The following is a 25,829-nucleotide window of genomic DNA, read 5'->3' as shown; positions in this document are numbered from 1 at the left end:
GACTAATTCAAAACCGAAATGAAAAACGTAGAGCATATAGGGATTGCCGTCAAAAATTTTAGCGAGGCCAATGGCTTATACTTCAGGTTACTTGGCGTGGAGCCTTATAAGACTGAGCATGTGGCCTCAGAGGGCGTAAATACTTCCTTTTTCAGAGTAGGGTCAACTAAAATTGAGTTGCTCGAGGGCCTGACCCCGGATAGTGCAATCAGCAAGTTTATTGAGAAACGGGGAGAGGGTATTCACCACATCGCCTTTGAGGTAGATGATATACTTGCCGAGATGGCACGCTTAAAAAGCGAGGGTTTTACGCTGCTCAACGAGCAGCCTAAGAAAGGGGCTGACAACAAATTGGTCTGTTTTGTTCACCCAAAAAGTGCCACAGGCGTGCTGATTGAGCTAACGCAGGAAATTAAGTAAATTGCTGAATAGTTAAATTGTTGATGTCAGTATCAGGAACCATACTTACAACAACGAGCAGTTAACAAGCAACAATCAAACAATTTGACAATTAAAAAATGAACCAGTTCTTAAGACAGATACAGGCGGCAGATGATGAGTTGCTGGTGGGCAATGTAATACTTTACCCCACCGACACTGTTTGGGGCATTGGTTGTGATGCCGAGAACGCGCAGGCTGTACGCAAGATATACAAGATAAAGGAGCGGGAAGAGTCAAAGTCGATGATTTTGCTGGTGGCAGACAAGCAAATGCTGATGCGCTACGTAAAGCAGCTGCCCGAGAACTTCGATGAGCTGGTGGCGCAGCAGGAACGGCCTACCACCTACGTGCTTTCCGAACCGCAGAACCTCCCAAAGGAAATAATTGCAGAAGACGGTACCGTGGCCATTCGCATTACGGACGACGAGTTTTGCCACCGCCTCATCCGGCACTCTGGCAGGCCGCTTGTTTCCACGTCGGCTAACATCAGCGGCGAACCGGCTCCTAAAACCTTTGCCGATGTAAGCGAGGTAATTAAGGAGCGGGTAGACTTTGTGGTGAACTGGCGCCGCGACGATGAAATGGCCTCTCAACCGTCCCGCATTGTTAAGTTATCGCCTGATGGGCAGCAGACGGTACTGCGCGATTAGCTTTAGCAAGTATGAAAGGCATGCCTGCAAGTATAGCCGACCGCTTCCTGCGCCACAAGCATAAACTGCTGCAACACAAAGTATAGCAGGCGCTGTTGGCCTTAACTTTCATTATTGGGCAGGATATACCTATTTTTGCACCTCGGGAAGCGCCACTGCGTCCCGGGGTTTTTGATTTTTCAGAGCATGGAGCACGTAACTTTACCAAACCACCCCATATTTGATGTTGTATCCGAAGCGGCCGCAGAACTGGGCGTGGATGCTTACGTAATCGGGGGCTTCGTGCGGGATCTGGTACTGAAACGGCCTTCCAAAGACATTGACGTGGTGTGCGTGGGCGATGGCATTGCGCTGGCTGCCACCGTGGCCCAAAAGCTGAAGCACAAGCCAAAGGTCTCTATTTTTAAAAACTTCGGTACGGCCATGCTGCGTGCCGATGAGTGGGAGGTAGAGTTTGTGGGCGCCCGGAAAGAAAGCTATCGCGAGCACTCGCGGAAGCCGGAAGTGGCTCAGGGCACGCTGGACGATGACCTGCACCGCCGCGATTTCACCATCAACGCCCTCGGCATCAGCCTGAACAAAGAGAACTACGGGGCGCTGATAGATGAATTTGATGGGGTGAAAGACATGCGCCGCCGCATCATCCGTACACCCCTTAAGCCAGGCATTACCTTCTCTGACGATCCGCTGCGCATGATGCGCGCCATCCGTTTCGCTTCCCAGCTAACCTTTGATATCGACCCCGATACTTTTGATGCCATTATCGAGCACAAAGAGCGCATCAAGATTGTGTCGCAGGAGCGGATTACGGATGAGCTGAACAAAATCGTGCTTTCGCCGGTGCCGAGCTACGGTTTTAAGTTGCTGTTTGCCTCTGGGTTGCTGCACCTCATCTTCCCTAAAATGGTAGAGCTGCAGGGCGTGGAAACCAAGGACGGCAATTCGCACAAAGACAACTTCTACCATACGTTGCAGGTGCTGGACAATGTGGCGCAGGTGTCGGATGATCTGTGGCTGCGCTGGTCGGCTATCATGCATGACATTGCCAAGCCAGATACCAAGCGCTACTCGCCCAAAGTTGGCTGGACGTTCCATGGCCACGAGGACCGCGGTGCCCGCATGGTGCCCAAGCTTTTCCGCGACCTGAAACTGCCGCTGAACGAGCACATGAAGTTTGTGCAGAAGCTGGTGAAACTGCACCTGCGCCCCATTGCGCTGGTAAAGGAAACCGTAACCGATTCAGCTATCCGCCGGCTGCTGTTCGAGGCCGGCGATGATGTGGATGCGCTCATGAAACTATGCCGCGCCGACATCACCTCCAAAAACGATAACAAGGTAAAGCGCTACCTGCAGAATTTTGATAAGGTGGAGAAACGCCTGGTGGAGGTGGAGGAGAGTGACAAACTGCGCAACTTCCAGCCAGTGATTACGGGTGAGGTGATTATGGAGACGTTTGATCTGAAGCCATCCAAAACTGTAGGTGATTTGAAGCACATCCTAACGGAAGCGATACTGGAGGGGAAGGTTAAAAACGAGTATGACGAAGCCTTTGCCTTCCTCCTGGAAAGAGGAGCGGAACTAGGGCTTCGCCACAGGCACTCATCAAACAACTAAACAATTGCTCTAATACTTGCCTAAAGAACGGACAAGTATAGGTTTTTAGTATATACTGCTGCTAAGGTAATTGTTAGCAGGTACTATCTCATAGGCAGGGTTGTTTTCGATAATATCCTGCAGCACACCAATGTGCGTCTGCCCCATAATGAGCAATATCCGTTTGCCTTTGTGCTTTAGTTGGGTGTTCAGGATGTTGGAGTAAATCTTTAGGTTGCGCTCGTAGAACAAGGAGATAAACTCTGCCCCAATCTGTGTTGTGTCAATGGCATTTCTATCCAGACCTTCGTAGCTTCTGAAAGAGCCATTTTGCACGTAAGCGGGCAAGTTGTAGAACTGCTGATGCGACAGTTGAATGATTTCTGGCTTGTTTAGGAAGATGAAAAATTTCCGGAAAGTCAAGTTGCCATCCATAAAATCTGCCGTAACGCCTCTGGATACATTCCTGAAGTTCTGGAGCCCGGCCTCAAATAATTCGATATTGTCGCCGGTGCTCAACAGGCCCTGCGAGGTGCTCTGGTCATAATCTACGCAATAGACCGTTCCGTGCCGCAGGTTCCTGGCCAGCTTAAAGGCAAACTGGTACACTTCGCCTGTGCCACCTTCCAATTCGTTCAAATCCAACTTGCCTGCTTTAAACAATTGGAACAGGCTGTCATACTTCGCCTGCTCAGCAGGGGCGCGTTCAATCATAACCATGTCTGGCTGGTATTTTTCCAGCAGTTGGTTCACCTCGTCTATTTCCTGCTGCCGCTTTTGCCCCAGAAAATTGCTGGCAGGGCTGCTCTCATCCTGAAACTGATTAAAGTGTAGCGAACCCAGCAGCAGAATTTGTGTTTTAGTGGTAGGCTCCGGCGGTAAGGGTGGAGTGCTGCTGTCACTTTTATTTATACTGTTGCAAGCGAATACGAAGAGAATGGGAAGAAGAAAGAACCATGTTTTTTTCATAGTGAGGAAGCGGTCTTGTGGCAAAAGGGGTAGTTTTATTTTGTACTGATGGCGGTTGGGATATAGGGCTGGCCGGACTTAACAGCACGGCCAGCCACTGTGTTACCTGGCCCTTTTACGGGTTACGCTGCTTGGGCCGGAACTGTCAATAATGGTGTCGGTGGGGTTGCCGCGGTACACAATACGGCTGGTGCCGGTGGCATCGGCGCGCAGGGTGGAGGTGGCGTATACTTCTGCCACGCCGGCTCCTGTCACATCCACATCCACGTAGGCAGCCTCTAGGTTGCCGGCGTCCACCCCGCTGGCGCCGGTGGCATCCAGCTCAAACCTGTTCGCCTTGCCCGTGAACTTGCTTATGGTGGCACCGGAGGCATCAACCTGCAGGTTGCGCACGTTCAGGTTCGCTACTGTTTGAATGGCTCCGGAGAAGTTCATGCGCAGGCTCTCGCCCTCCAGGCTCACGATGTCTGCTTTGATGGCGCCACTCAGGTCGATGTTGCTGATGTTCGGGGCCGTGATCTGAATCAACACCGGCTCCCGGTCATCGAACAGGCGAAAATACTTCTCCTGCGTGCTAATCTCCAACTTGTCTCCGTTCAACTCAAAATTCATCCGCTTAAACTCATCATTACCAGCACGTACCACCACGCTGTAGTTGCCCTGCTTCAGTTGCAGGTGGTAAGGGCCGCTGATGCTGATTTTGCTGAAGTTGCGGAAGTCCATGGTGCGGCGATTGGAGCTGTACTCATTATCTTTCAGCAGCGCGCTGCCACTTATATCGAGCGAAGCATTTTCGTCATCCACATCCATTTCAATGTTGAAGTCATCACGTTCCTCATACTTGTTTTCACCTTCGGTACTTAGGCTGTCTGTGGCACAGGTCAGGCATGTCAGGCGATTACCGTTTACCTGCCAGGTATTGCGCTCTATGGTATCATAGTTATAGTCGCCTTCCAGGGCAGCGCCAGGCAGTAGGTAAATGAAATCGCGGGTGAGGCGCAGCGGCTTGTCTTTCGGTAGTTTCAGCACCAGGCTAAGTTCCTGGTCGCGGAACACGGCACCTTCCTTAAACTCCATGCTGTTGTCGAAACGCAGTGTTGAGTCCTGCAGCAGCACGCGGTAAGAGATCATGCGGGCGTTTTGCTTGGCATCTTCCTCTGTTCTGCCCTTGGCCTCAGCGCGCTGTAGCACCTGCACATCCGGTCCATTGCTTTCCTGTACTTCAATGTACACGTCCTCCCAGTCGTCGTTTACATCATAGGCATCCAGCGTAAGCGTTCCAATGTCTGCTACAGGCACTGTTTTGGTTGTTACCACCTCGCCCGTGCGGCGGAAGTTGTTGCTGTAAGCGGCAATGGAGGCGATCATGATGAACAGGGCCACCAGCCACACGCCGAACAGCGACCAGCCCACAATTGCTTTTAGGAAAGTGCGCTTCAGCAGCAGGCTTATTCCCAGTACGATCAGGAGTAGGAGCGGAATCAGCCCTACAAAAAAGCCTGCCACCAATCCGTATCTGGGAAAACCTTCAATAAACACAGCCGCAGGAAAGTCACCTGAAGTAAATCCAAAACTCTGTGACTCCTCGATCATGCCGAGTGAAAAGAAGAGCGCAGAAATGAGGCCTATGGTGAGTCCTGTGGAAACAACCAGCAGTATCACGCCTGCTGCCACCCGGATCAACGTCAGCAGGAAGGCAAGTATGGGACCTAGTGCTTTTCCGGCCCAGTTAATGATCTGGGAAATCAGCCGGATAGGCAACAGGATTATTTTAGCCAGCGTGCTTTCCTCGCCGTTGCTGTCCTTCATATTCAGGTTATCCTTTAGCGTGCGCTCAATGCCCGCCAGCGTTACCGGATCGCCCTGCATTTGCATGCGCTCCGTAAGGGTAACGGCTTCCGGCATGGCAATCCAGAGCACAATGTAGGCGATGATGCCAAAGCCGCCCAGGAAGATGGAGATCAGGAACAATACGCGTATCACAGCCACATCCACCCCAAAGTACTTGGCGATGCCGCTCGAAACGCCAGCCAGCTTCTTGTCTTCCGGGTCGCGGAAAAGCTTGCGCACCTGCGTCTCCGGCAACTGTGCGTTCTCCGGCATGGCAATCCAGAGCACAATGTAGATGATGATGCCCGTGGCCGCCGATACGCCCGCTGAAACAATGCCCAGCAGCACCAGCAGCACGAAGAAAAGCCTGATCCAGAGCGGATCTATGCTTAAATAGTTGGCTAAGCCAGCCGACACGCCGGCAATTACTTTGCGGTTCACGTCGCGGTACAGACTTTTAGGGGCGGCGGCTGTGTGGGTATAAGTACCCTCGTAACCTGCTCCAGCAGTAGCCCCAATAGGTTCTGCCTCCAGCGGTTCCTCCACTTCAAAGTCCGTCACGTTGCCCATGCGGGTCATCAGGTAGGCAACATCCTCCTGCGTTATTACTTGCTTGGCAGGCGAAATACGTGCAGCGAATATCTCGGCTACGCGCGCCTCGATGTCTGACACAATCTCCTCATGGCCCTCATAATTAGAAAAGTATGTTCTAATAGAGGCGAGGTAGCGGCTAAGCTGCTCATATCCATCCTCCTCTATCTGGAAGATGATGCCTTGTAGGTTTATACTTATATTCTTTTTCATAATTACTGAGCTTTCTGATTTCGGATAATGTGTTCGGTGGAGTCAACTAATTCGCGCCAGGTTGCCCGGAGCTGTTCGAGAAATTCGCGGCCGGTCTCGGTGAGTCTGTAGTACTTGCGTGGAGGCCCCGAGGTAGATTCTACCCAGTTGTACTCCAGAAGCGCAGCATTCTTTAGGCGGGTGAGCAGGGGGTAGAGCGTACCCTCCACAACGATCATTTTGGCCGCTGTAAGCTCCTCCAACATATCGGACGCATAGACTTCACCACGAGAGATAATCTCCAGTATGCAGAATTCGAGAATTCCCTTCCTCATCTGCACTTGTGTGTTTTCTACTTTCATGATGATTCCTTTATAATGTTGAGGTAAAGATATGATAAGGTACTATGTAAAGCAAGGTACTGTTTAGAAATATTTACGACTAATGCATTTAATAGTTATGGGCATGGAGCATTAATAGTAGAAATGAGTATTTTTGATGAAAAAATAATAGAATCCTAAAATCAACTAAAAAGGCTTTTTCTGTGTTAGGAGGGCAAATTGCTCACTGGCAGGGGTGTAGCTGGCGCTGTGGGGATACTGGAGAATTTATTTTTTTGTGCTATAAATTAATACTACGGCCACATATGAGCAAATTTACCCTTCGTAGCCTGCTGGCATTACTTTTCCTGTTTACTTGGTCGGCAGCATCTGCCCAGGTGGCCACTCCGAAGTATAGCAACGAGTTCCTGAACATAGGGGTGGGAGGCCGTGCACTGGGTATGGGAAATGTGCAGGCAAGCCTGGCAAGCGATGCCACTGCCGGTTACTGGAACCCGGCCGGTTTGCTGCGCCTGCCGCACAAGTATAATGTTAGCCTGATGCACTCCGAGCTTTTCGCGGGCATCGCCAAAAACGATTTCGGAAGCTTCGCCATGCCTATAGACTCCAGCAGCGCGCTCGCCGTCTCCATTATTCGTGTAGGTGTAGATGATATTGCCGATACCCGCCGCCTGCAGAACGAGTATGGCTACATACAATACGATAGCATTAAATTTTTCTCGGTGGCTGACTACGCCATGCTGGTTTCCTACGCGCGCCGCAGCAACCTGATCAAAGGACTACAACTGGGAGCAACCGCCAAGGTGATTTATCGCAACGTAGGTGATTTTGCAGATGCCTATGGTTTTGGCATTGATGTGGGGGCGCAGCTTCAGCGCGGCACCTGGCAATTTGGGGTAATGGCCAAAGACATCTCGACCACTTTCACTGCCTGGACCCATAATGTAGAGGAACTGGAGGAGGCTTACCTGCAAACCGGCAACGATCTTCCCGAAAACACAGCTGAGCTTACCCTACCACGAATTATACTTGGGGTAGGGAAGTCATGGCAGCTAACCGATAAGCTATCCGCCCTGGTTGCCACTGATTTCGACTTTACCTTCGATGGCAGGCGCAATGTGCTGCTAAGTTCCGATGTTGTTTCAGTGGACCCGCATTTCGGTTTGGAACTGGCTTACGCGAATTCTGTTTTTATAAGAGGAGGCCTGAACAACTATCAGGAAACAACCAATTTTGACGGTGGGACCACCAAGCGCATACAGCCGAACTTTGGAGTGGGTATTTTAAATAAAGGGCTGAGCCTTGATTTGGCCATGTCCCGGATCAGTAACAGCGAGAGTAATGCGATAGGAGGCTCTAACACCTCGTCCGTCATCATCTCCTTCGGTTACGCCTTCGATTAAGATGAACGCGCTCAACAACATTGCACAGAAAACAGCAACACGTATGAAAAGATTTTTATTCCTGCTTCTAGTTTGCATTTCCTGCCTTACCGCAGGCGCGGCGCAGGCCCAGGAATTGTACGGCAACGAGTGGATTGACTACTCTAAGACCTACTATAAACTGAAGGTAACGGAAACGGGCCTTTACAAGCTCGACCATGCGTACCTGAGCAGCCTGGGCATAGCGGGAGCGAATCCGCAGCACCTGCAGTTGTTTCGCCGCGGCAAGGAGGTAGCCATTTACGTGGCCGGTGAGTCTGACGGACGCCTGGACCCGCAGGATTTTGTAGAGTTTTTCGGGGAGCGTAACGACGGTGTGCTGGACCAGGAGCTGTATAAAAATCCGGCGCACCAGGTGCACCAGCTCCACAGCATGTACACCGACACCGCCGCCTATTTTCTGACTATTAACACAACAGGCAACAACAAGCGCATGCGCGAAGTGAACCCTGCCGTGGCTGGACGCACCCCCGAGCCTTATCATTTGCAGAAGGCTTTGCTGGTGCAGGCAAACAGATACAGCCAAGGCAGGCAATACGAACAAAACTGGATGCCATGGATGGATGCTGGCGAGGGCTATTCCTCATCTCCATCTACTAACTCTCAAAACTTTATAGTATCAGGTGTATCAAATGTAGAGACAACAGGGCCTGTACCCATTCTAACTTATGCTATAGTTGGTCCAGACAGTAAAGCGCATAATGTTGATATCAATTTAATTAATGGCACCTTTTCCAGAAACATAAACAACCTTTCATATGGGAGCTATAGTTTTGCCAAAGCCACTCAGCCAATAGCCATAACAGACGTCAACAGAACCAACAATACGCTAACGCTGCAGCTTGTCCCAAAAGCCGTGAGCGGTTCTACAGGGGCAGTTGGCCTTGCTTATGCGCAACTTCTGTATCCACAGAAGAGTGTTTTTATAGGTGGTAGTATGACTATTTATACTGACTCCTTAACAAAGGCAGCATATTACTATGAGTTAGCGGGAGCTCCATCCACTGTAGTGGCCTATGATGTAACTGAGAAGGGGGAGGTAAGAAGAATTGAAGGCCATGCGGCAGATGGCAGAAAAGGGTTTGTGATCGATGGAACAAGTATAAGCCGCAAAGTGCTTTTGGCTAACACCGCCGCAGCACTCATACCTGCTGGTAGTACCAAGGGAATCAAGTTTAGAAACATTAAACCGGAAGAACATAACTACCTGATTGTTTCAAATAAGGTGTTGATGCAGAAGGTTGGGACAAGCAATCTTGCAGCCCCTGCAGCATATGCGGCTTACAGAGGTTCAGCAGCCGGAGGAGGATACGATACCCTTCTGGTTTTCGTGGATGATCTTGTCAATCAATTTCACTACGGCGAGTTCTCCTCCAATAGCATCAAAAAGTTTTGCTCTTATATGAGCACATCTGCACGTGAAAAGCACTTGCTGTTGCTCGGCAAAGGAGTGGAGGCAGATAAGGTAAATTACAGAAATGTTGCTTCCAGAGCTCAGGATATCGTTCCTACAGGAGGGTTTCCTGCTTCTGATATTCTGTTCTCTGTAGATTTCAGAAGTAATGACTATACTCCCAAAATGGCAACAGGACGGGTATCTTCCAAGAGTGCTTTAGAAATTATCAATTATTTAGATAAACTTAAAGTCTATGAGGCAACTCCTGCAGGTATTCCTTGGCGTAAAAATGTGTTACATCTAGGTGGAGGAAAAACAGCAAGAGAAATAAGAGATATTTCAAATTACATAGACACTTATACCCGAATAGCTGAAGGTCCTTTTTTGGGTGCTAACGTAACCGAGAAAACCCGGCAAAACCTTAGCGAGGTTATAGAAGAGTTGGATGTTTCGAAAGAAGTAAACTCCGGGTTGTCACTTCTGACTTTTTTTGGGCACAGTTCACCTACCTATACAGACCTCAACATCGGCTACGTGTCCAGTGCACTTAGCAATTACAGTAATGAAGGTAAGTATCCTGTAATATTAATGAATGGGTGTAACGTCGGGAATGCCTATATAAATAATTATACCTCATTCGGAGAAGACTGGCTAAATACACCTAAAAAGGGTGCTATTGCCATGATTGCGCATGTTGGTGCTGGTTATCCGGATAAGCTGCACATATATGCTTCTAATTTTTACTCTATCGGCTTGAGCAGTGAAAAATACTATGGACAAACCCTTGGCATGGTGCAGCGCGAGGTAATAAATAGAATGGCACAAGGCTATTTAAATAACACAGAAGTAGCCTTGGTTTTGGAAATTGCATTACAAGGTGATCCAGCCGTACACCTGTACAACCCAAGCAAGCCTGATTACCTTGTTACTAATAATAGTCTCAAATTAAGGAACAGCACTGGAGACCTTGCAACTGTATCGTCAGACTCGCTTAAGCTGTCTTTTAATGTTGAGAATCTTGGTAAGGCAATAACAGACTCTATTAGTGTTTCAGTCAAAAGGACGTTCCCCGATAATACTGTCAGCCCGACACAAAACTTTAAAATAGGCTCTGTTTACAGAAGCAAGCAAGTCGAATTAACCTTGCCTAACAAGGGTGTTTCTGCCTTAGGTATCAACATCTTTGAGGTAACCGTAGACAGCGATAAAGTAATTGATGAGCTGAACGAAGATAATAACACAAGTATATTTCAACACTACCTCTCTTCAAGTGGTCTGTCAGTTGTATATCCCTTAAAGTATAGTATAGTTGGCAAGCAAAGGGCAGCCTTAACGGTACAGGCCAATGTTGAGAAAGAGGATAGAGCCGTTTACTTTGAGTTAGATACAACAAGCACGTTTGATAGCCCTTGGGTTAAAAACAGCAAGAGCGCTTCGGCTGCTTTCGCCTCCTGGGATGTAGACCTAATCAATAATAATAGTTCGAGAGACAGCATCGTATATTATTGGCGTGCACGCTTTGATAGCTATAGTGCTGAAGAGGACACGGTGTGGGTAAATAGCTCATTCAGGCATATACCTGAAGTAACTTCTGGCTGGTCGCAGAGCCATAAAGGGCAGTTCAAAGAAGCGAAATTGGTAGGTGTTGATTCGCTTGACCAGGATAACGGTAAATGGAAGTTCAGTACTGTTCGAAAGTTCCTAGATCTTAAAACAGCAGGCGGAAGTGTAGGCTTTATAGATCCGCCCTATGGTTTCTTTATAGATGGTGCACAGCAATTAGGGTTCTACTGCGGTAGGTGGAATAGTCAGCCACGTTTTTACATGTTCGTTTTCAATAACGTCACCCTGGAACCTGTGACTAATCTGCCGGGACAAACAACTTGTAATGACGTTAACTTTCTTTTCGATACGGGTCCATTGTTGAATTCAAGGGGAGAGGTAGTTACTGCCAATCTTGCAAAGCTCAAGCAATTTATGGATGTAGTGCCTGAAGGTTATCATGTGGCAGTGTTAGGTATGCAGAATGTTCCTTTTAGCACTTTTACCGAAGAGGCGAAAGAAGTTTTCAGAAGCATCGGATCCGTGCTGATTAATGATCTGAAAACCGGTGATCCCTTCGCCATTGTAGGCCGTAAGGGAGCGGCTCCTGGAACAGCTCAGGAGATTACGTATTCGAAGGAAGAGGCCGAAAGAGAAGGGGGGACACCTGCTAAAGCACAAAGTATAGAACTGAACGTAACGCTGGAATCCACACGCCAGGCAGGTACCATTACCTCTACCACTATCGGTCCGGCTTTGAAATGGGGGTCGCTGCACCACAATATTGAAAAGTATAAGGGCGGTGATGACAAGTATAAACTGAGCCTAATCGGTGTGGACGCTACCGGCGCAGAAACAGTGCTGCAGGAGCGGGTGCAGGCGAAGTCGCTGGATATATCGAACATTGATGCCACAGCCTATCCAAACCTAAAGTTATCTGCTTTTCTATCGGATTCAACTGCACGGACAGCGCCGCAACTGAAGGAGTGGTTTGTGCTGTATGAGGCCGCGCCAGAGGGTGTAATTCGCCCAGACCTGGTGAAAGCCGGTACCGATGATCTAAGTCCGATAGCCGGTCGGGGAAGTTTGACGATACCGATGGCCTTCCAGAACCTGACTTCTACTGCTTTCTCTGACTCGCTGACGGTAGAGGTAACTTTGTCTGGCGATGGACTGCAACCTACTACCTCTACTTTTAAAATTAAGCCTGCAGGCCCAGAGGAAACAGTTATGTTCAGCCATATGCTCAATACAAAGCAATTTGAAGGAAATTACAAAGTCAGCTTGTACGTGAACCCGCGTATCCTGCCTGAGCAGGAGTATGGCAACAACATCTACGAGGTGAGCTTTAATGTGAAGTCGAAACTGCACCCGATCATGAATGTTGCCTTTGACGGTATCCAGATTCTGGATGGCGATATTGTGTCGCCAAGCCCGCTGATTAGTGTTGTGGTGAAAGACGAGAACGATTATGTGTTCCTGAAGGACCCGTCGCAGATGTCGGTGGTGATGGTGAATGAATTTGAGGTTGCCACGGAAATAAACCTGATGAACAATCCGCAGGAGGTGAAGTACGTGCCAGCAACCGAAAAAAGCGACTTCAAGCTGGAGTACAAGCCTAATAAGCTTGAGGATGGTAAATATAGGCTGGAAGTGCGGGCAAAGGATGCAGTAGGGAAAGAATCTGGCGTAACGCCTTACCGCATCGGCTTTGAGGTGATCAGTGAATCGAGCGTGACGAACTTTTACCCGTTCCCGAACCCGTTCTCCACCAAAACGAACTTTATCTTCACCCTGACCGGCAGCACAATTCCGGAGCACATGAAGATCCAGATTCTGACGGTGACGGGGAAGGTAGTGAAGGAGATCATGAAGGAAGAACTCGGCCCGCTACGCATCGGCAACAATAAAACTGAGTATGCCTGGGATGGCACTGACATGTATGGCGACAAGCTGGCAAACGGCGTTTACCTCTACCGCGTGATCATGAGCAAAGGCCAGGAGGAGATGAAGCACCGGATAACATTTGGAGACAAAGCCTTCAAAAACGGGTATGGCAAGCTGTACATCCTGCGTTAAGGAATCAGGCAAGTATAAAAGAGGCGGGCCGCTACACTGTAGCGGCCCGCCTCTTTTATACTTGATTTACTTTCGTGTCAGCGTCTGAAAGGTATAGCTGTACTTGTTTTTCTCATCCGGCTCATGGTGCTCCTCCTCCACCACCTGCCACTCAGCAGGAGATAATTCCGGGAAAAATACATCGCCGTCGAATGAATGGTGTACTCGTGTGAGGTATACTTTATCAGCAAGCGGAAGCGCCTGCTGGTACACATTTGCTCCGCCAATAATACATAAGTCATCATCCAGTTCACGCCCTTTCTCTAGGGCCTCCTCCAGTGAGTGCACCACCACACACCCTTCCGCTTTAAAATCCTTTTGGGAGGTGATGATGATGGAGGTGCGGCCGGGCAGCGGCTTTCCAATGGACTCATACGTTTTGCGGCCCATCAGCATCGGGTGGCCCATGGTGATGCTTTTAAAGTGCTTCAGGTCAGCGGGCAGGTACCAGATCAGGTCATTGTCTTTGCCGATCACGTTGTTTTCAGCGGCGGCTACTACGAGTGCGATCATACTTGTGCAATTTCAAAGCTAAACCCACGCAGCAGGTCCTGCACCGGCATGCGTTTTTTCCCTTCCATCTGCAGGTCAAGTATGGCGATGGCTCCGTCTGCCGTTTGCACATGCAGAAAGGTCTTGTTGTCGGTATGCATCTGGCCGGGCGCGGAGGTATAGGCTGCGTCTTTCAGCGCCTCAACTTTAAATATCTTAAAAGTCTTGCCTCCCAGTTTCGCCCAGGCAGCAGGGTAAGGGCTTAACCCACGGATAAAATTGCGCACTTGCTGTGCCGGCTGGTTCCAGTTGATCTCGCAGGTTTCTTTGAAGATTTTCGGCGCATGTTTTGTCTCGGTGTCCACCACCTGCGGCTGTGTCTGCACCTCACTGCGCTCGATTGCCTGCACGGTGCGGAGCGCCAGTTCCGCGCCTTTATACTTCAGCTTCTCATACACGCTGCCAAAGTCATCCTCCTCCAGTATGGGCATGCGCTCCTGAAAGATCAAATCTCCAGTATCAATCTCGTGCTTCAAGAAAAATGAAGTAACGCCTGTTTCCCTCTCGCCGTTGATGATGGCCCAGTTAATAGGGGCTGCACCGCGGTACTTTGGCAGCAGTGAGCCATGAATGTTAAATGACCCCAACTCCGGCATCGACCACACCACCTCAGGCAGCATCCGGAAAGCCACGATGATCTGCAGGTTTGCTCTGTAGCTGCGCAGCTCCTCCAGGAATACCTCTGATTTAAGATTGGTAGGCTGCAGCACCGGAATTCCCTGTGCCACCGCATACTCCTTCACCGGAGACTGGTTTATTTTCTGCCCACGGCCAGCGGGTTTATCCGGTGCCGTGATAACAGCTACTACATTATACTTGTGTTCCACGAGTGTCTGCAAGGTAGGCACGGCAAAATCCGGCGTACCCATAAACACAATGCGCAATTCTTGGGTCATGCTTAGTTAAAATCAGGGTAAAGCAGGTACTGCTTACGGGATGTTTTATACTTGGACAAAGCCGGCTCCCAGCTGGCCACAATCTCGGCCTCTGTTTTACCGGCTTTAATTTGCTGCTGCAATTTGCTGGTGCCCGCCAACCTGTCGAAGAAGTTGTTCGAGTTAAAGAACTTCTCTTTGTCGGATGAGTTCTGGTACATTTCCAGCAGGTACGCCAGGGTGAAGGGCTGCGCATCGGCAGGAGCCCGTAAGTCCATGCCGTAGCAGGTAACGCCCTTGTGCGGCGGACTGGAAGCGCCCGGCGTGCTTTGCGGTGTAAACGAGAAATCCTTGTTCGTATAGTTCGGGCTGCCGATTAGCTGAAAAGGAGCGTCTGTACCGCGGCCCACGCTCACGTTCGTGCCTTCAAAAAGACACAGGGATGGATACAGCGCAATCGCCTGTGCGTTCGGGAGGTTGGGCGACGGCTTTACCGGAAGGTCATAGGCGGTGTTGTGCGTGTAGCCCGTCATCGGCACCACCGTCAGGTTTGCCTGGCGCTGTCCCTCCAGCCACTTCTCCCCGTTAATCATCATGGCCAGTTCACCCACCGTCAGGCCGTGCACAATCGGAATGGGGTGCATGCCCACAAACGACTTCTGCTCTTTCTCCAGCACAGGCCCGGCCACATAATGCCCGTTCGGGTTTGGCCTGTCAAGTATAAACACCTCTTTGCCGTTTTCGGCCGCAGCCTCCATTACGTAATGCATGGTGCTGATGTAGGTATAGAAGCGCGTGCCCACATCCTGAATGTCAAACAGCAGCACATCCAGGTTTTTTATCTGCTCAGGGAGCGGTTTTTTGTTGGTGCCGTAGAGGGAGATAATGGGCAAACCAGTTTTAGGGTCCTTCGCATCTTTGATATGTGCGCCCGCATCGGCCTCACCCCGGAAGCCGTGCTCAGGCGCAAAAATAATGTTCACGTCTACGCCACGGCTAATCAGGGTATCCACCAAATGCGTGTTGCCGATGGTAGAAGTCTGGTTCACCACAAGTCCCACGCGCTTACCCTGCAGCTTTGGCAAGTACAACTCCATGCGCTCGGCACCCGTTTTCAGTGGCTCGGCCACCGGTTCCGAAACCAGCTCAGGGGCAGGTGCGGCCATTTGGGCCGGCTCCTGACTTGTAGCGGGGGCCTGGTTGGTGCTGCAGCCACCCAGCGAGAGAAGCAGCGATGTGAGTAGAAGTGAGAAAGGCTGTATCATAGTTTTTGTGAGGTATAAGTCAAAATTCATACCTATCTTTAAAGCTGATAAAGATTCAATCGAAGCGAGTGAACATCTCCAAATACATATCTGATAAAATATCAGAAGTACAGGCTGGCTCTTTCACCCAGTCTGTTACAAAAATAGCAATAATAAGTATAGCCACCGGCATCGCCATCATGATTGTGTCGTTTGCCATACTGGAGGGCTTCCGAAACGAGATTCGCGATAAAATCTTCAGCTTTGGGGCGCACCTGCAGGTTAGCAAGTATGATACGAACAATTCATACGAAGGCTCGCCCATCAGCCGCAACATTGGCATTACGGATTCCATCCAGAGCATCAAGCAGGTGCAGGCTTTTGCGCGCAAAACAGCCATCATTAAAACCGATGAGGAAGTGCTGGGCGTGGTGCTGAAAGGAGTGGAGCAGGACTATGACCTAAGCTCGATGCAAAATAACCTGGAGGCGGGGGAGCTGATCACGTTCAACGATTCCACTTCTTCGAAGGAGGTGCTGTTAAGCCAGAAAATTGCCAGCCAGCTTAAGCTGGAGGTGGGGGATGAGGCGATCTTTTATTTTATCCAGAACCCGCCACGAGCCCGGAAGCTGAAGGTGAAGGGAATTTACAATACTGGCTTAGAAGAGTTTGACGAAGTGTTTGTGCTCGGCGATCTGCAGCTGATACGGGAGCTGAACGGCTGGCCTGATAGCCTGGTGGGCGGCGTGGAGATTGTGCTGAATGACTTTGATCAGATTGACCAGGCGGCCGACCAGGTTTTTGAGCAGATGCTGTATGACCTGCAGCTCGAGAAAATCACGGACAGCCACGCGCAGCTGTTCGACTGGCTGAAGCTGCTCCGCAAAAACGTTATTATCTTTCTGGTGCTCATTATTTTCGTGGCCACGTTCAACATGGTATCAACCGTGTTCATCATGATCATTGAAAGAATAAACATGATTGGGGTGCTGAAGGCCGTAGGAGCGACCGATGCCCAGATACGGCAGGTATTCTATTTCAGAGGGCTGAACCTGACAATAAAGGGTATGGTGTGGGGAAACATCATTGGCCTGGGTTTCTGCGCACTGCAGTATTATTTTGAGCTGATACCGCTCGATCCTGAAAACTATTATATGGACCGCGTGCCGATCAGCTGGAATATCGGCGTTATTATTATCCTAAACGTGCTGACAATTGTGCTGACCATGCTGGCTATACTTATCCCGGCCGCCATGATTGCCCGCATCAAGCCTGTAAAAGCCATCAAGTTCGACTAAGCATTTTGCGCTAATAACTAAAAAGAGCGGCCTCTATTCGGAAGTCGCTCTTTTTAGTTGATGTAGTTTATACTTAAACTGGTAAGGCCGCTGCTTGCTGGCCGCTTTCGGGGTAGGAGAGCACCTCGCGCTTCGGTACGGGCAAGGCGATGTTGTGCTGCTCGAAAGTCGCTTTGGCCCGTTCAGTCATGTCCCAGAAAAGGCTCCAGTAATCAGGGCGGTTGCACCAGATGCGGGTACTGATGGTGATGGCGTGCTCTGCGAAATTGGTGACGACAATGGCCGGCTCCGGCTCAGGCAGCACCCGCTCATCCTGGCTGATGAGCTCCTGAATCAGCTGGCGTACTTTTCCGATATCGTTGTGCACCGAAACGTTAAAGATCAGCTCCACACGCCGCGTAGGCTCCACCGAGTAGTTGACAACCACCGTTGAGGCCAGCGGTCCGTTGGGCAGATAGATGGTTTTGTTATCAGCCGTTTTAAGCACCGTGTTAAAGATGTTGATGATGTGCACGGTACCGCCCTGGCCCTGTGCCTCGATGTAATCACCCACCCTAAACGGCTTGATGGTAAGTATAAGCACCCCGCCGGCAAAGTTGGAAAGGCTGCCCTGCAATGCGAGGCCAATGGCTAAACCCGCAGAACCAAGTATGGCGATAAAGGACGTCATCTCGACCCCCAGCTGCGAAATCACCATCACGATCAGGAGTACCCAAAGCATTACGCTGAAAATACTGGTCAGGAAAGGCCGCAGCGATTCGTCTACTCCTCTACGGAGCATCACAGCTTGTATAAACCGGTTCAGGCGCTTCATAACCCAGATGCCGATTACCAGGATTACGAGGGCCACCAGCAGGCGCATGCCGTACACAATCGCAAAGTTTACGACCATGTCGCGGTAGGTGTCAATGTCGGGCGTCATGTTAACTTGTGGTTTGATTTTAAAAATAAAGGCGCTGCCGGTTAAAGCAGCGCCTGCATAAAGGCATTAAAACAAAGCTACACTTTTTAGCGCTATTTTGAAAGATGACGGCTTTTGAGGATCAGGTTGGCGTCGGGACAAAGCGCTTTATACTTAGCACGATCGCTGGAGGCGGCAACTCCTGGGAAGTCGCCATACCTGCCCTCCATGTCGCGGATAACCTGGAAGTGCAGGTGCGGCGGCCAGTTGCCGTTTTCGGGGAAAGGTCCAACTTCTGCAATTTTTTCGCCCTTTTTGAGAGCTTTTCCATCCTGCAGCCCCTCCAGCGAGGTGCGGCTCAGGTGGCCGTATAAGGTATAAAAAGTTACCTCCTCCAGTTTGTGCTGCAGTATTATAGTCGGTCCGTAGTCGCCGAAGTTGTCATTATCCTGAAAGCTGTGCACGGTGCCATCCAGCGGCGCAAATACTGCTGTGCCCGCCTCCAGCCACACATCCACACCCAGGTGCAGGTTACGGCTCTCGGCTGCCACATCAAAATGAGCGCTGCGGCGGTAAATAAAACGATCCTCCAGATAGCCGCCTACGCCGATAGAGGCGTTCTGCTGCCGCAGCAACTGCTGCACAGCCGCATCAAATTCAGAGGTGTTTTGTAGGTTCGTGTTCTGAAGCAGCGTGTTATTGGCTGAGAAATCCAGCACACACACCTGGTCTGAATTCAGGTCAGCATCCAGCACCGGGGCGAAGGCATGGCTGTGCCTGCTTAGCAGGGCACTAAGATCTTGCGAGTTTTCCATAAGCTTGCATTGGCCGCTTTATATGGCGGCCAGTGCAAGTATAAGCAGAAATTAGCTGATTGGCGCAGTCGCTTCCTCTTCCAATGCCTTATTGTAGGTCTTCAGGCTCTTTGTTTTGCCAAACAGCTCCTCCGACTTCTTGTTGTAGGCAAGGGCGGCCTCCTGCAGGGTTTCGAAGGTGCCCAGGTTAATGCGCTGCTTGTTGTGGTGGATGATGGCGCGGTATTTCTGCGCCTCCTTGTGCACACCGCGAACGCCCAGCTTGTTTTCTGTTTTAGAGGTATTGCGCACGATTTTACAAAGCGGTGCCCACTCCAAGTTCTCGCGGCGGCAATCCAGCTTATTGCCGTTTTTGAAGTGCACGTAAAGCTTCAGTTCGCTTTCCGGCCGCTCCAGCAATTGCTCGCCGATCATCTTGTGCAGGTAAATCGTCTCGTTGCGGTACTTGCCATTCTTAAGCGGCCAGTTCTTTTGGAAGAAGGCGTAGCCGTTGGAGTGGATGCGCAGGTGCTTCAGAAACTCTATCTGTTGCAGATAGGCGTTGTTCTGAATGTAGTCGTAGGTTGTGTCGTCTACAACTACTGTTTTTTCACAGTTTTTTAGGGTCAGTTTGTACAGCATTTTGTTTTCATTTAGTGGGAGTACGGTAAGGGAACACGGGTAATTAAGCTTGAGGGCCTGCTTGCCTGAGTTACATGCTGTAAAGTTGCGGCTTTTTTTTTATATATTTTACAACTAATATTCAAAATATTTTACACGTATGTACATGGTTTAGTACCATAATTGTGATTTATTATTCCCGGTACAAACAGGAATATCGTAACTTTCGGGCCTGGAATTAGTTTTAAAGCAATATAGCAGCGAAAAAATATAACAGCATGAGTAGCCCATACCTTCATTTAAAGGTTGTAGAAATCACCAAAGAAACGGCCGATGCCGCCACCATTCATTTCGAACATCCAGATAAAAAGCCCATAGATTACAAGCCCGGACAGTTTCTTACCCTGATACTGCCTGTGGAGGGAAAGGAAATTCGCCGTTCTTACTCCCTGAGCAGTACGCCGCATGAGGCGCCGCGCCTGTCTGTTACCGTAAAGCGCGTAGACGGTGGCATGATGTCGAACTACCTGCTCGATAACCTGGAGGTGGGGCAGGAGCTCAAGGTGATGGAGCCACTCGGAAATTTCTGCCTGACCTGCGCTCCGGATAACCAGCGGCATGTATTGCTGTTTGGGGCAGGAAGTGGAATTACCCCACTGATGTCTATCCTGAAAGCAGTGCTGCGCGAGGAGCCTAACAGTAAGGTGACGCTGGTGTACGGTAACCGTAACGAGGAATCGGTTATTTTCAGAGAGCAGTTGGAAGAACTGCAGCGGCAGTACGAAGGGCGCCTGCAGATTGAGTACGTGTACAGCCAGCCCACCCACGACTGCGACCACCGCGGCCGCCTGAACCAGAGCCTGATCCTCAAGATAATGGAACGCCTGAAGCTGACGAAGCTGCAGGACGCGGTATACTTTATGTGCGGCCCGGAGGGAATGATGGAGGAGGTGCGCCATGCGCTTAATGTGCTGCACGTGGCCGCTGACCGTATCTTCCGGGAAAGCTTTGTGAGCAACAAACTAGTAGAACAGCAACAGCAGGCACAGCATGGCGATGTTGCTTCTACAGACGATGACGGGGAGATCACCACACAAACGGTAACGGTCATTTACGAGGGCGCGGAGTACAGCTTCGCGGTGGAGCCAGACCAGACCATACTGGAGGCGGCGCTGGAGCAGGATATAGACCTGCCGTACTCGTGCCAGGCTGGCCTTTGTACCGCCTGCCGTGGCAAGTGCCTTAGCGGCAAAGTGCACCTGGATGAGCGAGAAGGACTGTCAGACGCAGAAATGGAAGAGGGCTATGTGCTCAACTGCGTGGGGCATCCCTTAACGGGAAATGTGGTGATAGAGATCGGATAGGGGTTTTGAAACGTATATAAGGGCAGCGCCAGAGGATTTTTCTTATGGCGCTGCTCTTTTTTTGTACTTTCATAAGAACTAGCTATATTGTACTTCTAAAACACTCTCGCCAAAATGACAACGCAACAAACAACAAACCTAATCATTCCCAGGCGTAAACCACGGGCCTACCTTTCGGAGGATTTCAGGGTAGACAAATGGGAAACTATCAAGCCATACTTCGAGGAACTTCAGGCGCGTGGGGTGAACAGCGTAGAGGAACTCGAAAAGTGGATGCAAGACCGAAGTGAACTGGAAAGCGTGCTTTCAGAGGACTTGGGGTGGCGCTATATCCGCATGACTTGTGACACTCAGAATGAGGAAACCACACAGGCTTTTCAGTATTTTATTTCAGAGATAGAGCCCAATATTGCACCGCTCGATCATGAGCTTAATCTGAAGCTGATCAACTCGACATACAGGGAAGCGCTGGACAAGGAAAAGTATAGAATCTATTTGCGCGGGGTGGAACGCGCATTGGAAATTTTCCGGGAAGAGAATATCCCGCTGCAGACTGAAATCAGCACAAAACAACAGCAATATGCCGCCATTACGGGCGCCATGACGGTGACGTTGGATGGGGAAGAGGTAACGCTGCAACGTGCTGCCGATCGCCTGAAACGCACAGACAGAGCCCAGCGCGAAGAAGCGTGGCGTGCGGTGCAGGAGCGGCGGTTCGAAGACCACCAGAAGTTGGACGACCTGTTTGACGAGCTGCTGAAGCTGCGCCACCAGGTGGCCAAGAATGCTGGCTTTGAAAACTTTCGTGATTACATGTTTGCCGCCATGGGGCGCTTCGACTATACTCCACAAGACTGCTTCGACTTCCATGATTCTATTGAGGAGACGATTGTGCCACTGCTCACCAAAATTGATCAGGAGCGCAAAGAACAGTTAGGTGTTGACGAGCTCCGGCCCTGGGACCTAGATGTGGACCCGACAGGACGAAAACCGCTGGAGCCGTTCCAGACAGGCGAGGAGCTGATGGAGAAGACGGTGCAGGTGTTCTATAAACTGGATACTTTTCTAGGCGATTGTCTGGCCACGATGCGTGCCATGGGTCACCTGGATCTGGAATCCAGAAAGGGCAAGGCACCTGGCGGCTATAACTACCCACTGGATGAGGTGGGCGTGCCGTTTATCTTTATGAACGCCACCTCCAGCCTGCGCGACGTGATCACGATGCTGCATGAAGGCGGCCACGCGGTACATTCCTTTCTGACCCGCGACTTGAGATTGAACGCCTTTAAGCACCCACCGTCAGAAGTGGCCGAATTGGCCTCCATGTCGATGGAGCTGATCTCGATGGATTACTGGGATACCTTCTTCGAGGATGAGGACGAGCTGAAGCGTGCGAAAAAAACGCACATGGAAAGTGTGCTGGAAACTTTTCCATGGGTAGCCACCGTCGATAAGTTTCAGCATTGGCTGTACGAGCACCCGGAGCAGACGCAAGAGGAGCGCCACCAGGAGTGGGTAACCATCTTCAACACCTTCAACCACAAAGAGGTGAGTTGGGAAGGGCTGGAGAAGTATAAGCCTTTCATGTGGCAAAAGCAGCTGCACATTTACGAGGTGCCATTCTATTACATTGAGTACGCCATGGCGCAGCTTGGTGCGATAGCTGTCTGGAAGAACTACAAAGAGAATCCAGCTGAAGGGTTGGCTGCTTATAAGCGTGCCCTGAGCCTGGGCTATACCGTATCCATTGGTGAAGTATACGAGGCAGCTGGCATTAAATTCGACTTCAGCACGGACTACATCAAAAGTCTTGTTGATTTTGTGAAAGAGGAAATGGCGCAGATATAAGATTAAACTAAGTATAAAAGAGGAGCGCCTGCTATAACACTATAGCAGGCGCTCCTCTTTTATACTTGATGCTGTTGCTACAGCGGCTTGAACTGTTCGAACATTTGGCGGCAATCGTTGCAGTAGTGCATGGAGCGGCAAAGGGTAGGTCCAAATGGTGTGCGCATGCTCGTGTTGTCGCTGTTGCAGTAGGGGCAGGTGGCGTATTCCAGAATATCCAGGTCCAGCACCATGTTATACTTGGGGGGCGGAGCTAAGCCGAACTCCTTCAGGTGCTGCCGTCCCTTGTCTGAAATTTTGTTGCTGTCCCAGGGTTTATCAAACGACATAATCACCGTGTGCTTACTGATGCCGTGCTTGTCGAGGGTGCGCTCCACATCCTTCTTCATGTAATCCATGGCAGGGCAACCGGCAAAGGTGGGCGTCATGTTCACCGTTACGTGCTCGTCTTCCGAAATCTCCACACCCGTTATCACCCCCAGGTCCACCAGCGAGAGCACCGGAATCTCGGGGTCTTTTACCTCCTCAAGCAGCGTTAGTATGTGTTCTTTGGTTAGCTCCATTTTTAGTGATCGTATCAAGTAGCACGACGCACGTACCACGATTTAATGAATATGATAGGAGTGTTTAATTACACGATAAAATCGTGCTACTTGATACGTATGTCGTGCTACGCATCAAAAACTACCACTCAGCCGTTGGGTCGATCTTGAAAACTTCTGACATTTCCTCTACCAGTGGCTGCAGGTGCTCAGTGTGCTCCCCGTAGCGTCCGCCGAATTTGGGAGTTATACTCGCTAGATCAGGCAGCGTTAGCTCAGTTTTGTCAAGCACTGTCTGGATGCGCTGCAGCCACTCAGCTTTTACGGCTTCCTCGCCTGCATACACTCCAGCATCAATCAACTCCTGCTCATACTTGGATACTTCAAACATACCCAAAGCATAGGGCAGCGCCTCATTTAGGGAAGACTGCAGGCGAAGCACTGCCTCTTCTGTGGATGATCCAAGGTTCTTGATCCAGGTGTTGGCGTGCAGCACGTGGTATTTTACCTCGCCCTTCAGTTTCATGGCCACCTTGGCAATCGGCTCATACGCAGACTGCGACAGCATCTCAAACCGGATGATCTCGGCGTTGTCGTACAGGAAATGTCGGATCAGGCTGAAGTCATACTCACCGTTCGGCAACTCCACCAGTTGGCTGTTGTGGAACTGATTGGCGTTGCGGGTAAAAGCAACTGTATCAGGGTCTGCTTCGCCAAGCTCGTGCAGCAAGGTGTAAAAGGCCAGGCTGTGGCCGATCTTGTCCTGCGCCATGGAAGAGAAAGCAATGTCCTCCTCCAGGATAGGGCCAAAGCCGGTCCATTCGGAGTTGCGGTGGCCAAGTATAAGCTGGTCGTCGGCCAGTTTGTATAACAGGTCTTTTATCGCTTGCTCGTTCATTAGGCAGGTGTATTTTTATGGGCTTCTTTATACTTTGTGATCTTGTCCATTACCTTATAGGCAATGGCCTCGCGGTATTTTTTGTCCGGCACCGTCGTCCACATGTCCTTGTCTTCCTCGGCCGACTGCAGCACATCGCTTGACTTCACTACCCACACATTCACGATTGGGCCTTTGTCGCCGAATTGCTGCTTTGCCTCCTGTAACGCTTCTATGTACGAAGTTGCCATCACACGGCCGGCGTGGGCATGCGCTTTGCCGCGCTTTTTCAGGTGGAAAATCTCGTAAGGCTCAGGTTGCTCGCTTCTCTGGGCAGGCTCCTCCACACGCAGCATGTCATACACGATTTCACCATCGTTGCCATAAGGCGTTACCTGTATGTTCTCGGTGCGGGCAATCCAGAGGCCAACACACGCAAAGCGGCGGCTATACTGCTCTTTGGCAAAAAGGAAAGCCACATCTTCGTTCGGGGCATGCACCGGTCCAACATAGGTGTGGGCGGCACCGTCCTTCTTCTGATGGAACACCTCGTACGTTTCAAACTGGTCTAGTTCGGACTTTTCCTCCATCGGCGGCACCTCGCCCTCGGGCAGGTTTAACCGTGTTACTCTCGGGTCAAGGGACTTTAAGCTCATCTTTCTGAATTATGAATGATGAATTATAAATGATGTATGAGAAACTGCACAAGGGCTTTTCTCATACTGCCATTCATAATTCAAGATTTCTAATTTTATAATTGCCGCTAAGCTAGCGGCTTCACGTATTTCGCTTTTGGGTTGAGCAGGGCGTGGCGTACCCAGGCACCGCGCTCTTCAGCAGTACGGCGTACAGCAAGGCGCTCGGCGTTACACGGGCCATCGCCATTGATCACGCGCTTAAACTCATCCCAATCCGGCTCTGTAAACTCCCACTCGCCGGTGGCAGCATTCTTCTTCAGGTTCGGATCAGGAAGGGTTAATCCAAGCTCCCAGATCTTCGGCACGTACATGTCTAGGAACTGCTGACGGCATTCGTCGTTGGAAGCCATTTTTACCTTCCAGCGCATGAGCGTTTCAGTATGCGTACTCATTTTATCGGACGGACCGAAGAAGGTCATGATCGGAGGCCACCAGCGGTTAAGCGCTGCCTGAATCATTTCGCGCTGCTTCGGAGATCCTGTTGCCATATGTACCACGGCATCGTGGCCATACTTCAGGTGGAAAGCCTCTTCGGCACAAATACGCTCCAGTGCGCGGGAGTAAGGACCATAAGAGCCTTTGGCATTCGCCATCTGGTTCACAATCGCACCCGCGTCAATCAACCAGGAGATAATATTGGAATCTGCCCAAGTATAGGCTGGGTAGTTGAACACGTTGGAGTACTTCGACTTGCCATTGATCAGGTCCGTAAGCATTTGCTCACGCGACTTGCCGAGTGTTTCAGCGGCAGAGTAAAGCAACTGCGCGTGTCCTACCTCGTCTTGCACCTTAGCCATCTGCGCCATTTTGCGGCGGAAGCCGGGGGCACGCGTAATCCAGGTGCCTTCTGGCAGGGCACCGATAATTTCAGAATGCGCATGCTGCTCGATCATGCGGATCAGCTGCTTGCGGTACAAACTTGGCATCCAGTCGTTCGGCTCGATCTTCTCACCGCGCGCGATGCGGGCTTCGAACTCGGCCATTTTTGCAGGGTCTTCTGTCTGCAGGTCGTCGAATTTAGTAGCCTCGAAAACGTTTCCTCCTCCGTACATAATATCTATAGTTTAAAGGTTCAAGAATAAAAGGTTGCTGAGCCGTTTCCGGCCCAGC

Annotated in this window: 21 protein-coding genes; 8 read left to right on the top strand and 13 right to left on the bottom strand. The window is 50.4% G+C overall.

From position 1 onward, the window contains the following. Positions 1-18: 18 nt before the first annotated feature. The 3 genes from mce (at position 19) to A0W33_RS02380 (ending at position 2,705) form a co-directional block, all read left to right on the top strand. Positions 19-420, top strand: coding sequence for a methylmalonyl-CoA epimerase (gene mce / locus A0W33_RS02390; protein WP_068836684.1), 402 nt, complete (start codon positions 19-21; stop codon positions 418-420). Between the two features lie 98 nt (positions 421-518). Beyond that, positions 519-1,091, top strand: a complete 573-nt coding sequence (locus A0W33_RS02385; RefSeq protein ID WP_068836683.1) for an L-threonylcarbamoyladenylate synthase — start codon at positions 519-521, stop codon at positions 1,089-1,091. 186 nt (positions 1,092-1,277) lie between these two features. Then, positions 1,278-2,705, top strand: a complete 1,428-nt coding sequence (locus A0W33_RS02380) for a CCA tRNA nucleotidyltransferase (protein ID WP_068839883.1) — start codon at positions 1,278-1,280, stop codon at positions 2,703-2,705. 45 nt (positions 2,706-2,750) lie between these two features. On the opposite strand, the gene A0W33_RS02375 is transcribed toward A0W33_RS02380, so the two are convergent. The 3 genes from A0W33_RS02375 to A0W33_RS02365 form a co-directional block, all read right to left on the bottom strand. After that, on the bottom strand, positions 2,751-3,653 hold the full coding sequence (locus A0W33_RS02375; protein ID WP_082815103.1) for a DUF5694 domain-containing protein: 903 nt from the start codon (positions 3,651-3,653) through the stop codon (positions 2,751-2,753). A 102-nt stretch (positions 3,654-3,755) separates the two neighbouring features. Then, positions 3,756-6,287: a PspC domain-containing protein gene (locus A0W33_RS02370; RefSeq protein WP_068836682.1), complete on the bottom strand. Its 2,532-nt coding sequence runs from the start codon at positions 6,285-6,287 to the stop codon at positions 3,756-3,758. Between the two features lie 2 nt (positions 6,288-6,289). Continuing rightward, on the bottom strand, positions 6,290-6,628 hold the full coding sequence (locus A0W33_RS02365; protein WP_068836681.1) for a PadR family transcriptional regulator: 339 nt from the start codon (positions 6,626-6,628) through the stop codon (positions 6,290-6,292). Positions 6,629-6,912: 284 nt separating this feature from the next. Here A0W33_RS02365 and A0W33_RS02360 point away from each other — a divergent pair, with 284 nt between their 5' ends. Together A0W33_RS02360 and porU2 are read left to right on the top strand one after the other, a co-directional pair. Then, entirely contained in the window at positions 6,913-8,010 is a 1,098-nt protein-coding gene (locus tag A0W33_RS02360; RefSeq protein WP_068836680.1) for a putative type IX sorting system protein PorV2, read from the top strand. Positions 8,011-8,053: 43 nt separating this feature from the next. Further along, positions 8,054-13,066 carry a putative type IX secretion system sortase PorU2 gene (gene porU2 / locus A0W33_RS02355; RefSeq protein ID WP_068839881.1) on the top strand — a complete coding sequence of 1,671 codons (5,013 nt, stop codon included), beginning with the start codon at positions 8,054-8,056 and terminating at the stop codon, positions 13,064-13,066. Between the two features lie 66 nt (positions 13,067-13,132). On the opposite strand, the gene A0W33_RS02350 is transcribed toward porU2, so the two are convergent. Genes A0W33_RS02350 through A0W33_RS02340 form a run of 3 tightly spaced genes read right to left on the bottom strand, consistent with a single transcriptional unit; the run spans position 13,133 to position 15,797 of the window. Beyond that, positions 13,133-13,618: a dihydrofolate reductase gene (locus A0W33_RS02350; protein ID WP_068836679.1), complete on the bottom strand. Its 486-nt coding sequence runs from the start codon at positions 13,616-13,618 to the stop codon at positions 13,133-13,135. Beyond that, positions 13,615-14,553 (bottom strand): methionyl-tRNA formyltransferase, encoded by a 939-nt coding sequence (gene fmt / locus A0W33_RS02345; RefSeq protein ID WP_068836678.1) that lies wholly within the window; start codon positions 14,551-14,553, stop codon positions 13,615-13,617. The genes A0W33_RS02350 and fmt overlap by 4 nt, the downstream gene beginning before the upstream one ends. 2 nt (positions 14,554-14,555) lie before the next feature. Continuing rightward, positions 14,556-15,797 (bottom strand): exo-beta-N-acetylmuramidase NamZ family protein, encoded by a 1,242-nt coding sequence (locus A0W33_RS02340; protein ID WP_068839880.1) that lies wholly within the window; start codon positions 15,795-15,797, stop codon positions 14,556-14,558. A 68-nt stretch (positions 15,798-15,865) separates the two neighbouring features. Between A0W33_RS02340 and A0W33_RS02335 the strand changes: the two genes are divergently transcribed. After that, positions 15,866-17,074 (top strand): ABC transporter permease, encoded by a 1,209-nt coding sequence (locus A0W33_RS02335; protein WP_068836677.1) that lies wholly within the window; start codon positions 15,866-15,868, stop codon positions 17,072-17,074. 73 nt (positions 17,075-17,147) lie between these two features. On the opposite strand, the gene A0W33_RS02330 is transcribed toward A0W33_RS02335, so the two are convergent. The 3 genes from A0W33_RS02330 to A0W33_RS02320 form a co-directional block, all read right to left on the bottom strand. Further along, positions 17,148-17,996, bottom strand: coding sequence for a mechanosensitive ion channel family protein (locus A0W33_RS02330; RefSeq protein ID WP_068836676.1), 849 nt, complete (start codon positions 17,994-17,996; stop codon positions 17,148-17,150). 92 nt (positions 17,997-18,088) lie between these two features. Next, positions 18,089-18,790, bottom strand: coding sequence for a peptidoglycan DD-metalloendopeptidase family protein (locus A0W33_RS02325; RefSeq protein WP_068836675.1), 702 nt, complete (start codon positions 18,788-18,790; stop codon positions 18,089-18,091). Between the two features lie 51 nt (positions 18,791-18,841). After that, positions 18,842-19,411 carry an HNH endonuclease gene (locus A0W33_RS02320; protein ID WP_068836674.1) on the bottom strand — a complete coding sequence of 190 codons (570 nt, stop codon included), beginning with the start codon at positions 19,409-19,411 and terminating at the stop codon, positions 18,842-18,844. A gap of 257 nt (positions 19,412-19,668) precedes the next feature. Between A0W33_RS02320 and A0W33_RS02315 the strand changes: the two genes are divergently transcribed. After that, positions 19,669-20,754 (top strand): ferredoxin--NADP reductase, encoded by a 1,086-nt coding sequence (locus tag A0W33_RS02315; RefSeq protein WP_068836673.1) that lies wholly within the window; start codon positions 19,669-19,671, stop codon positions 20,752-20,754. Positions 20,755-20,868: 114 nt separating this feature from the next. Next, a complete protein-coding gene (locus A0W33_RS02310) occupies positions 20,869-22,602 on the top strand; it encodes a M3 family oligoendopeptidase (protein WP_068836672.1) in 1,734 nt (577 codons plus the stop codon). 77 nt (positions 22,603-22,679) lie between these two features. Here the strand turns inward: A0W33_RS02310 and paaD are convergent, their stop codons facing one another. From paaD to paaA, 4 genes are all read right to left on the bottom strand, one after another. Further along, positions 22,680-23,165, bottom strand: coding sequence for a 1,2-phenylacetyl-CoA epoxidase subunit PaaD (gene paaD, locus A0W33_RS02305; RefSeq protein ID WP_068836671.1), 486 nt, complete (start codon positions 23,163-23,165; stop codon positions 22,680-22,682). 121 nt (positions 23,166-23,286) lie between these two features. Then, positions 23,287-24,042, bottom strand: coding sequence for a 1,2-phenylacetyl-CoA epoxidase subunit PaaC (paaC, locus tag A0W33_RS02300; RefSeq protein ID WP_068836670.1), 756 nt, complete (start codon positions 24,040-24,042; stop codon positions 23,287-23,289). Next, positions 24,042-24,677 carry a phenylacetic acid degradation b gene (locus tag A0W33_RS02295; RefSeq protein ID WP_068836669.1) on the bottom strand — a complete coding sequence of 212 codons (636 nt, stop codon included), beginning with the start codon at positions 24,675-24,677 and terminating at the stop codon, positions 24,042-24,044. The genes paaC and A0W33_RS02295 overlap by 1 nt, the downstream gene beginning before the upstream one ends. A gap of 107 nt (positions 24,678-24,784) precedes the next feature. Further along, the gene (gene paaA, locus A0W33_RS02290) at positions 24,785-25,771 is read right to left on the bottom strand and encodes a 1,2-phenylacetyl-CoA epoxidase subunit PaaA (RefSeq protein WP_068836668.1); all 987 of its coding nucleotides are present in this window, start codon (positions 25,769-25,771) and stop codon (positions 24,785-24,787) included. Positions 25,772-25,829 lie beyond the last annotated feature (58 nt).

It is taken from the genome of Pontibacter akesuensis, assembly GCF_001611675.1.
Classification (GTDB): domain Bacteria; phylum Bacteroidota; class Bacteroidia; order Cytophagales; family Hymenobacteraceae; genus Pontibacter; species Pontibacter akesuensis.
The sequence above is the reverse complement of the archived record's forward strand: the minus strand, read 5'-3'. Positions and strand labels throughout refer to the sequence as shown.

Bases quoted from the DNA above. Each gene is read 5' to 3' on its own strand.
- mce (WP_068836684.1), top strand. From the start codon at position 19: ATGAAAAACGTAGAGCATATAGGGATTGCCGTCAAAAATTTTAGCGAG.
- A0W33_RS02385 (WP_068836683.1), top strand. From the start codon at position 519: ATGAACCAGTTCTTAAGACAGATACAGGCGGCAGATGATGAGTTGCTG.
- A0W33_RS02380 (WP_068839883.1), top strand. From the start codon at position 1,278: ATGGAGCACGTAACTTTACCAAACCACCCCATATTTGATGTTGTATCC.
- A0W33_RS02375 (WP_082815103.1), bottom strand. From the start codon at position 3,653: ATGAAAAAAACATGGTTCTTTCTTCTTCCCATTCTCTTCGTATTCGCT.
- A0W33_RS02370 (WP_068836682.1), bottom strand. From the start codon at position 6,287: ATGAAAAAGAATATAAGTATAAACCTACAAGGCATCATCTTCCAGATA.
- A0W33_RS02365 (WP_068836681.1), bottom strand. From the start codon at position 6,628: ATGAAAGTAGAAAACACACAAGTGCAGATGAGGAAGGGAATTCTCGAA.
- A0W33_RS02360 (WP_068836680.1), top strand. From the start codon at position 6,913: ATGAGCAAATTTACCCTTCGTAGCCTGCTGGCATTACTTTTCCTGTTT.
- porU2 (WP_068839881.1), top strand. From the start codon at position 8,054: ATGAAAAGATTTTTATTCCTGCTTCTAGTTTGCATTTCCTGCCTTACC.
- A0W33_RS02350 (WP_068836679.1), bottom strand. From the start codon at position 13,618: ATGATCGCACTCGTAGTAGCCGCCGCTGAAAACAACGTGATCGGCAAA.
- fmt (WP_068836678.1), bottom strand. From the start codon at position 14,553: ATGACCCAAGAATTGCGCATTGTGTTTATGGGTACGCCGGATTTTGCC.
- A0W33_RS02340 (WP_068839880.1), bottom strand. From the start codon at position 15,797: ATGATACAGCCTTTCTCACTTCTACTCACATCGCTGCTTCTCTCGCTG.
- A0W33_RS02330 (WP_068836676.1), bottom strand. From the start codon at position 17,996: ATGACGCCCGACATTGACACCTACCGCGACATGGTCGTAAACTTTGCG.
- A0W33_RS02325 (WP_068836675.1), bottom strand. From the start codon at position 18,790: ATGGAAAACTCGCAAGATCTTAGTGCCCTGCTAAGCAGGCACAGCCAT.
- A0W33_RS02320 (WP_068836674.1), bottom strand. From the start codon at position 19,411: ATGCTGTACAAACTGACCCTAAAAAACTGTGAAAAAACAGTAGTTGTA.
- A0W33_RS02315 (WP_068836673.1), top strand. From the start codon at position 19,669: ATGAGTAGCCCATACCTTCATTTAAAGGTTGTAGAAATCACCAAAGAA.
- A0W33_RS02310 (WP_068836672.1), top strand. From the start codon at position 20,869: ATGACAACGCAACAAACAACAAACCTAATCATTCCCAGGCGTAAACCA.
- paaD (WP_068836671.1), bottom strand. From the start codon at position 23,165: ATGGAGCTAACCAAAGAACACATACTAACGCTGCTTGAGGAGGTAAAA.
- paaC (WP_068836670.1), bottom strand. From the start codon at position 24,042: ATGAACGAGCAAGCGATAAAAGACCTGTTATACAAACTGGCCGACGAC.
- A0W33_RS02295 (WP_068836669.1), bottom strand. From the start codon at position 24,677: ATGAGCTTAAAGTCCCTTGACCCGAGAGTAACACGGTTAAACCTGCCC.
- paaA (WP_068836668.1), bottom strand. From the start codon at position 25,771: ATGTACGGAGGAGGAAACGTTTTCGAGGCTACTAAATTCGACGACCTG.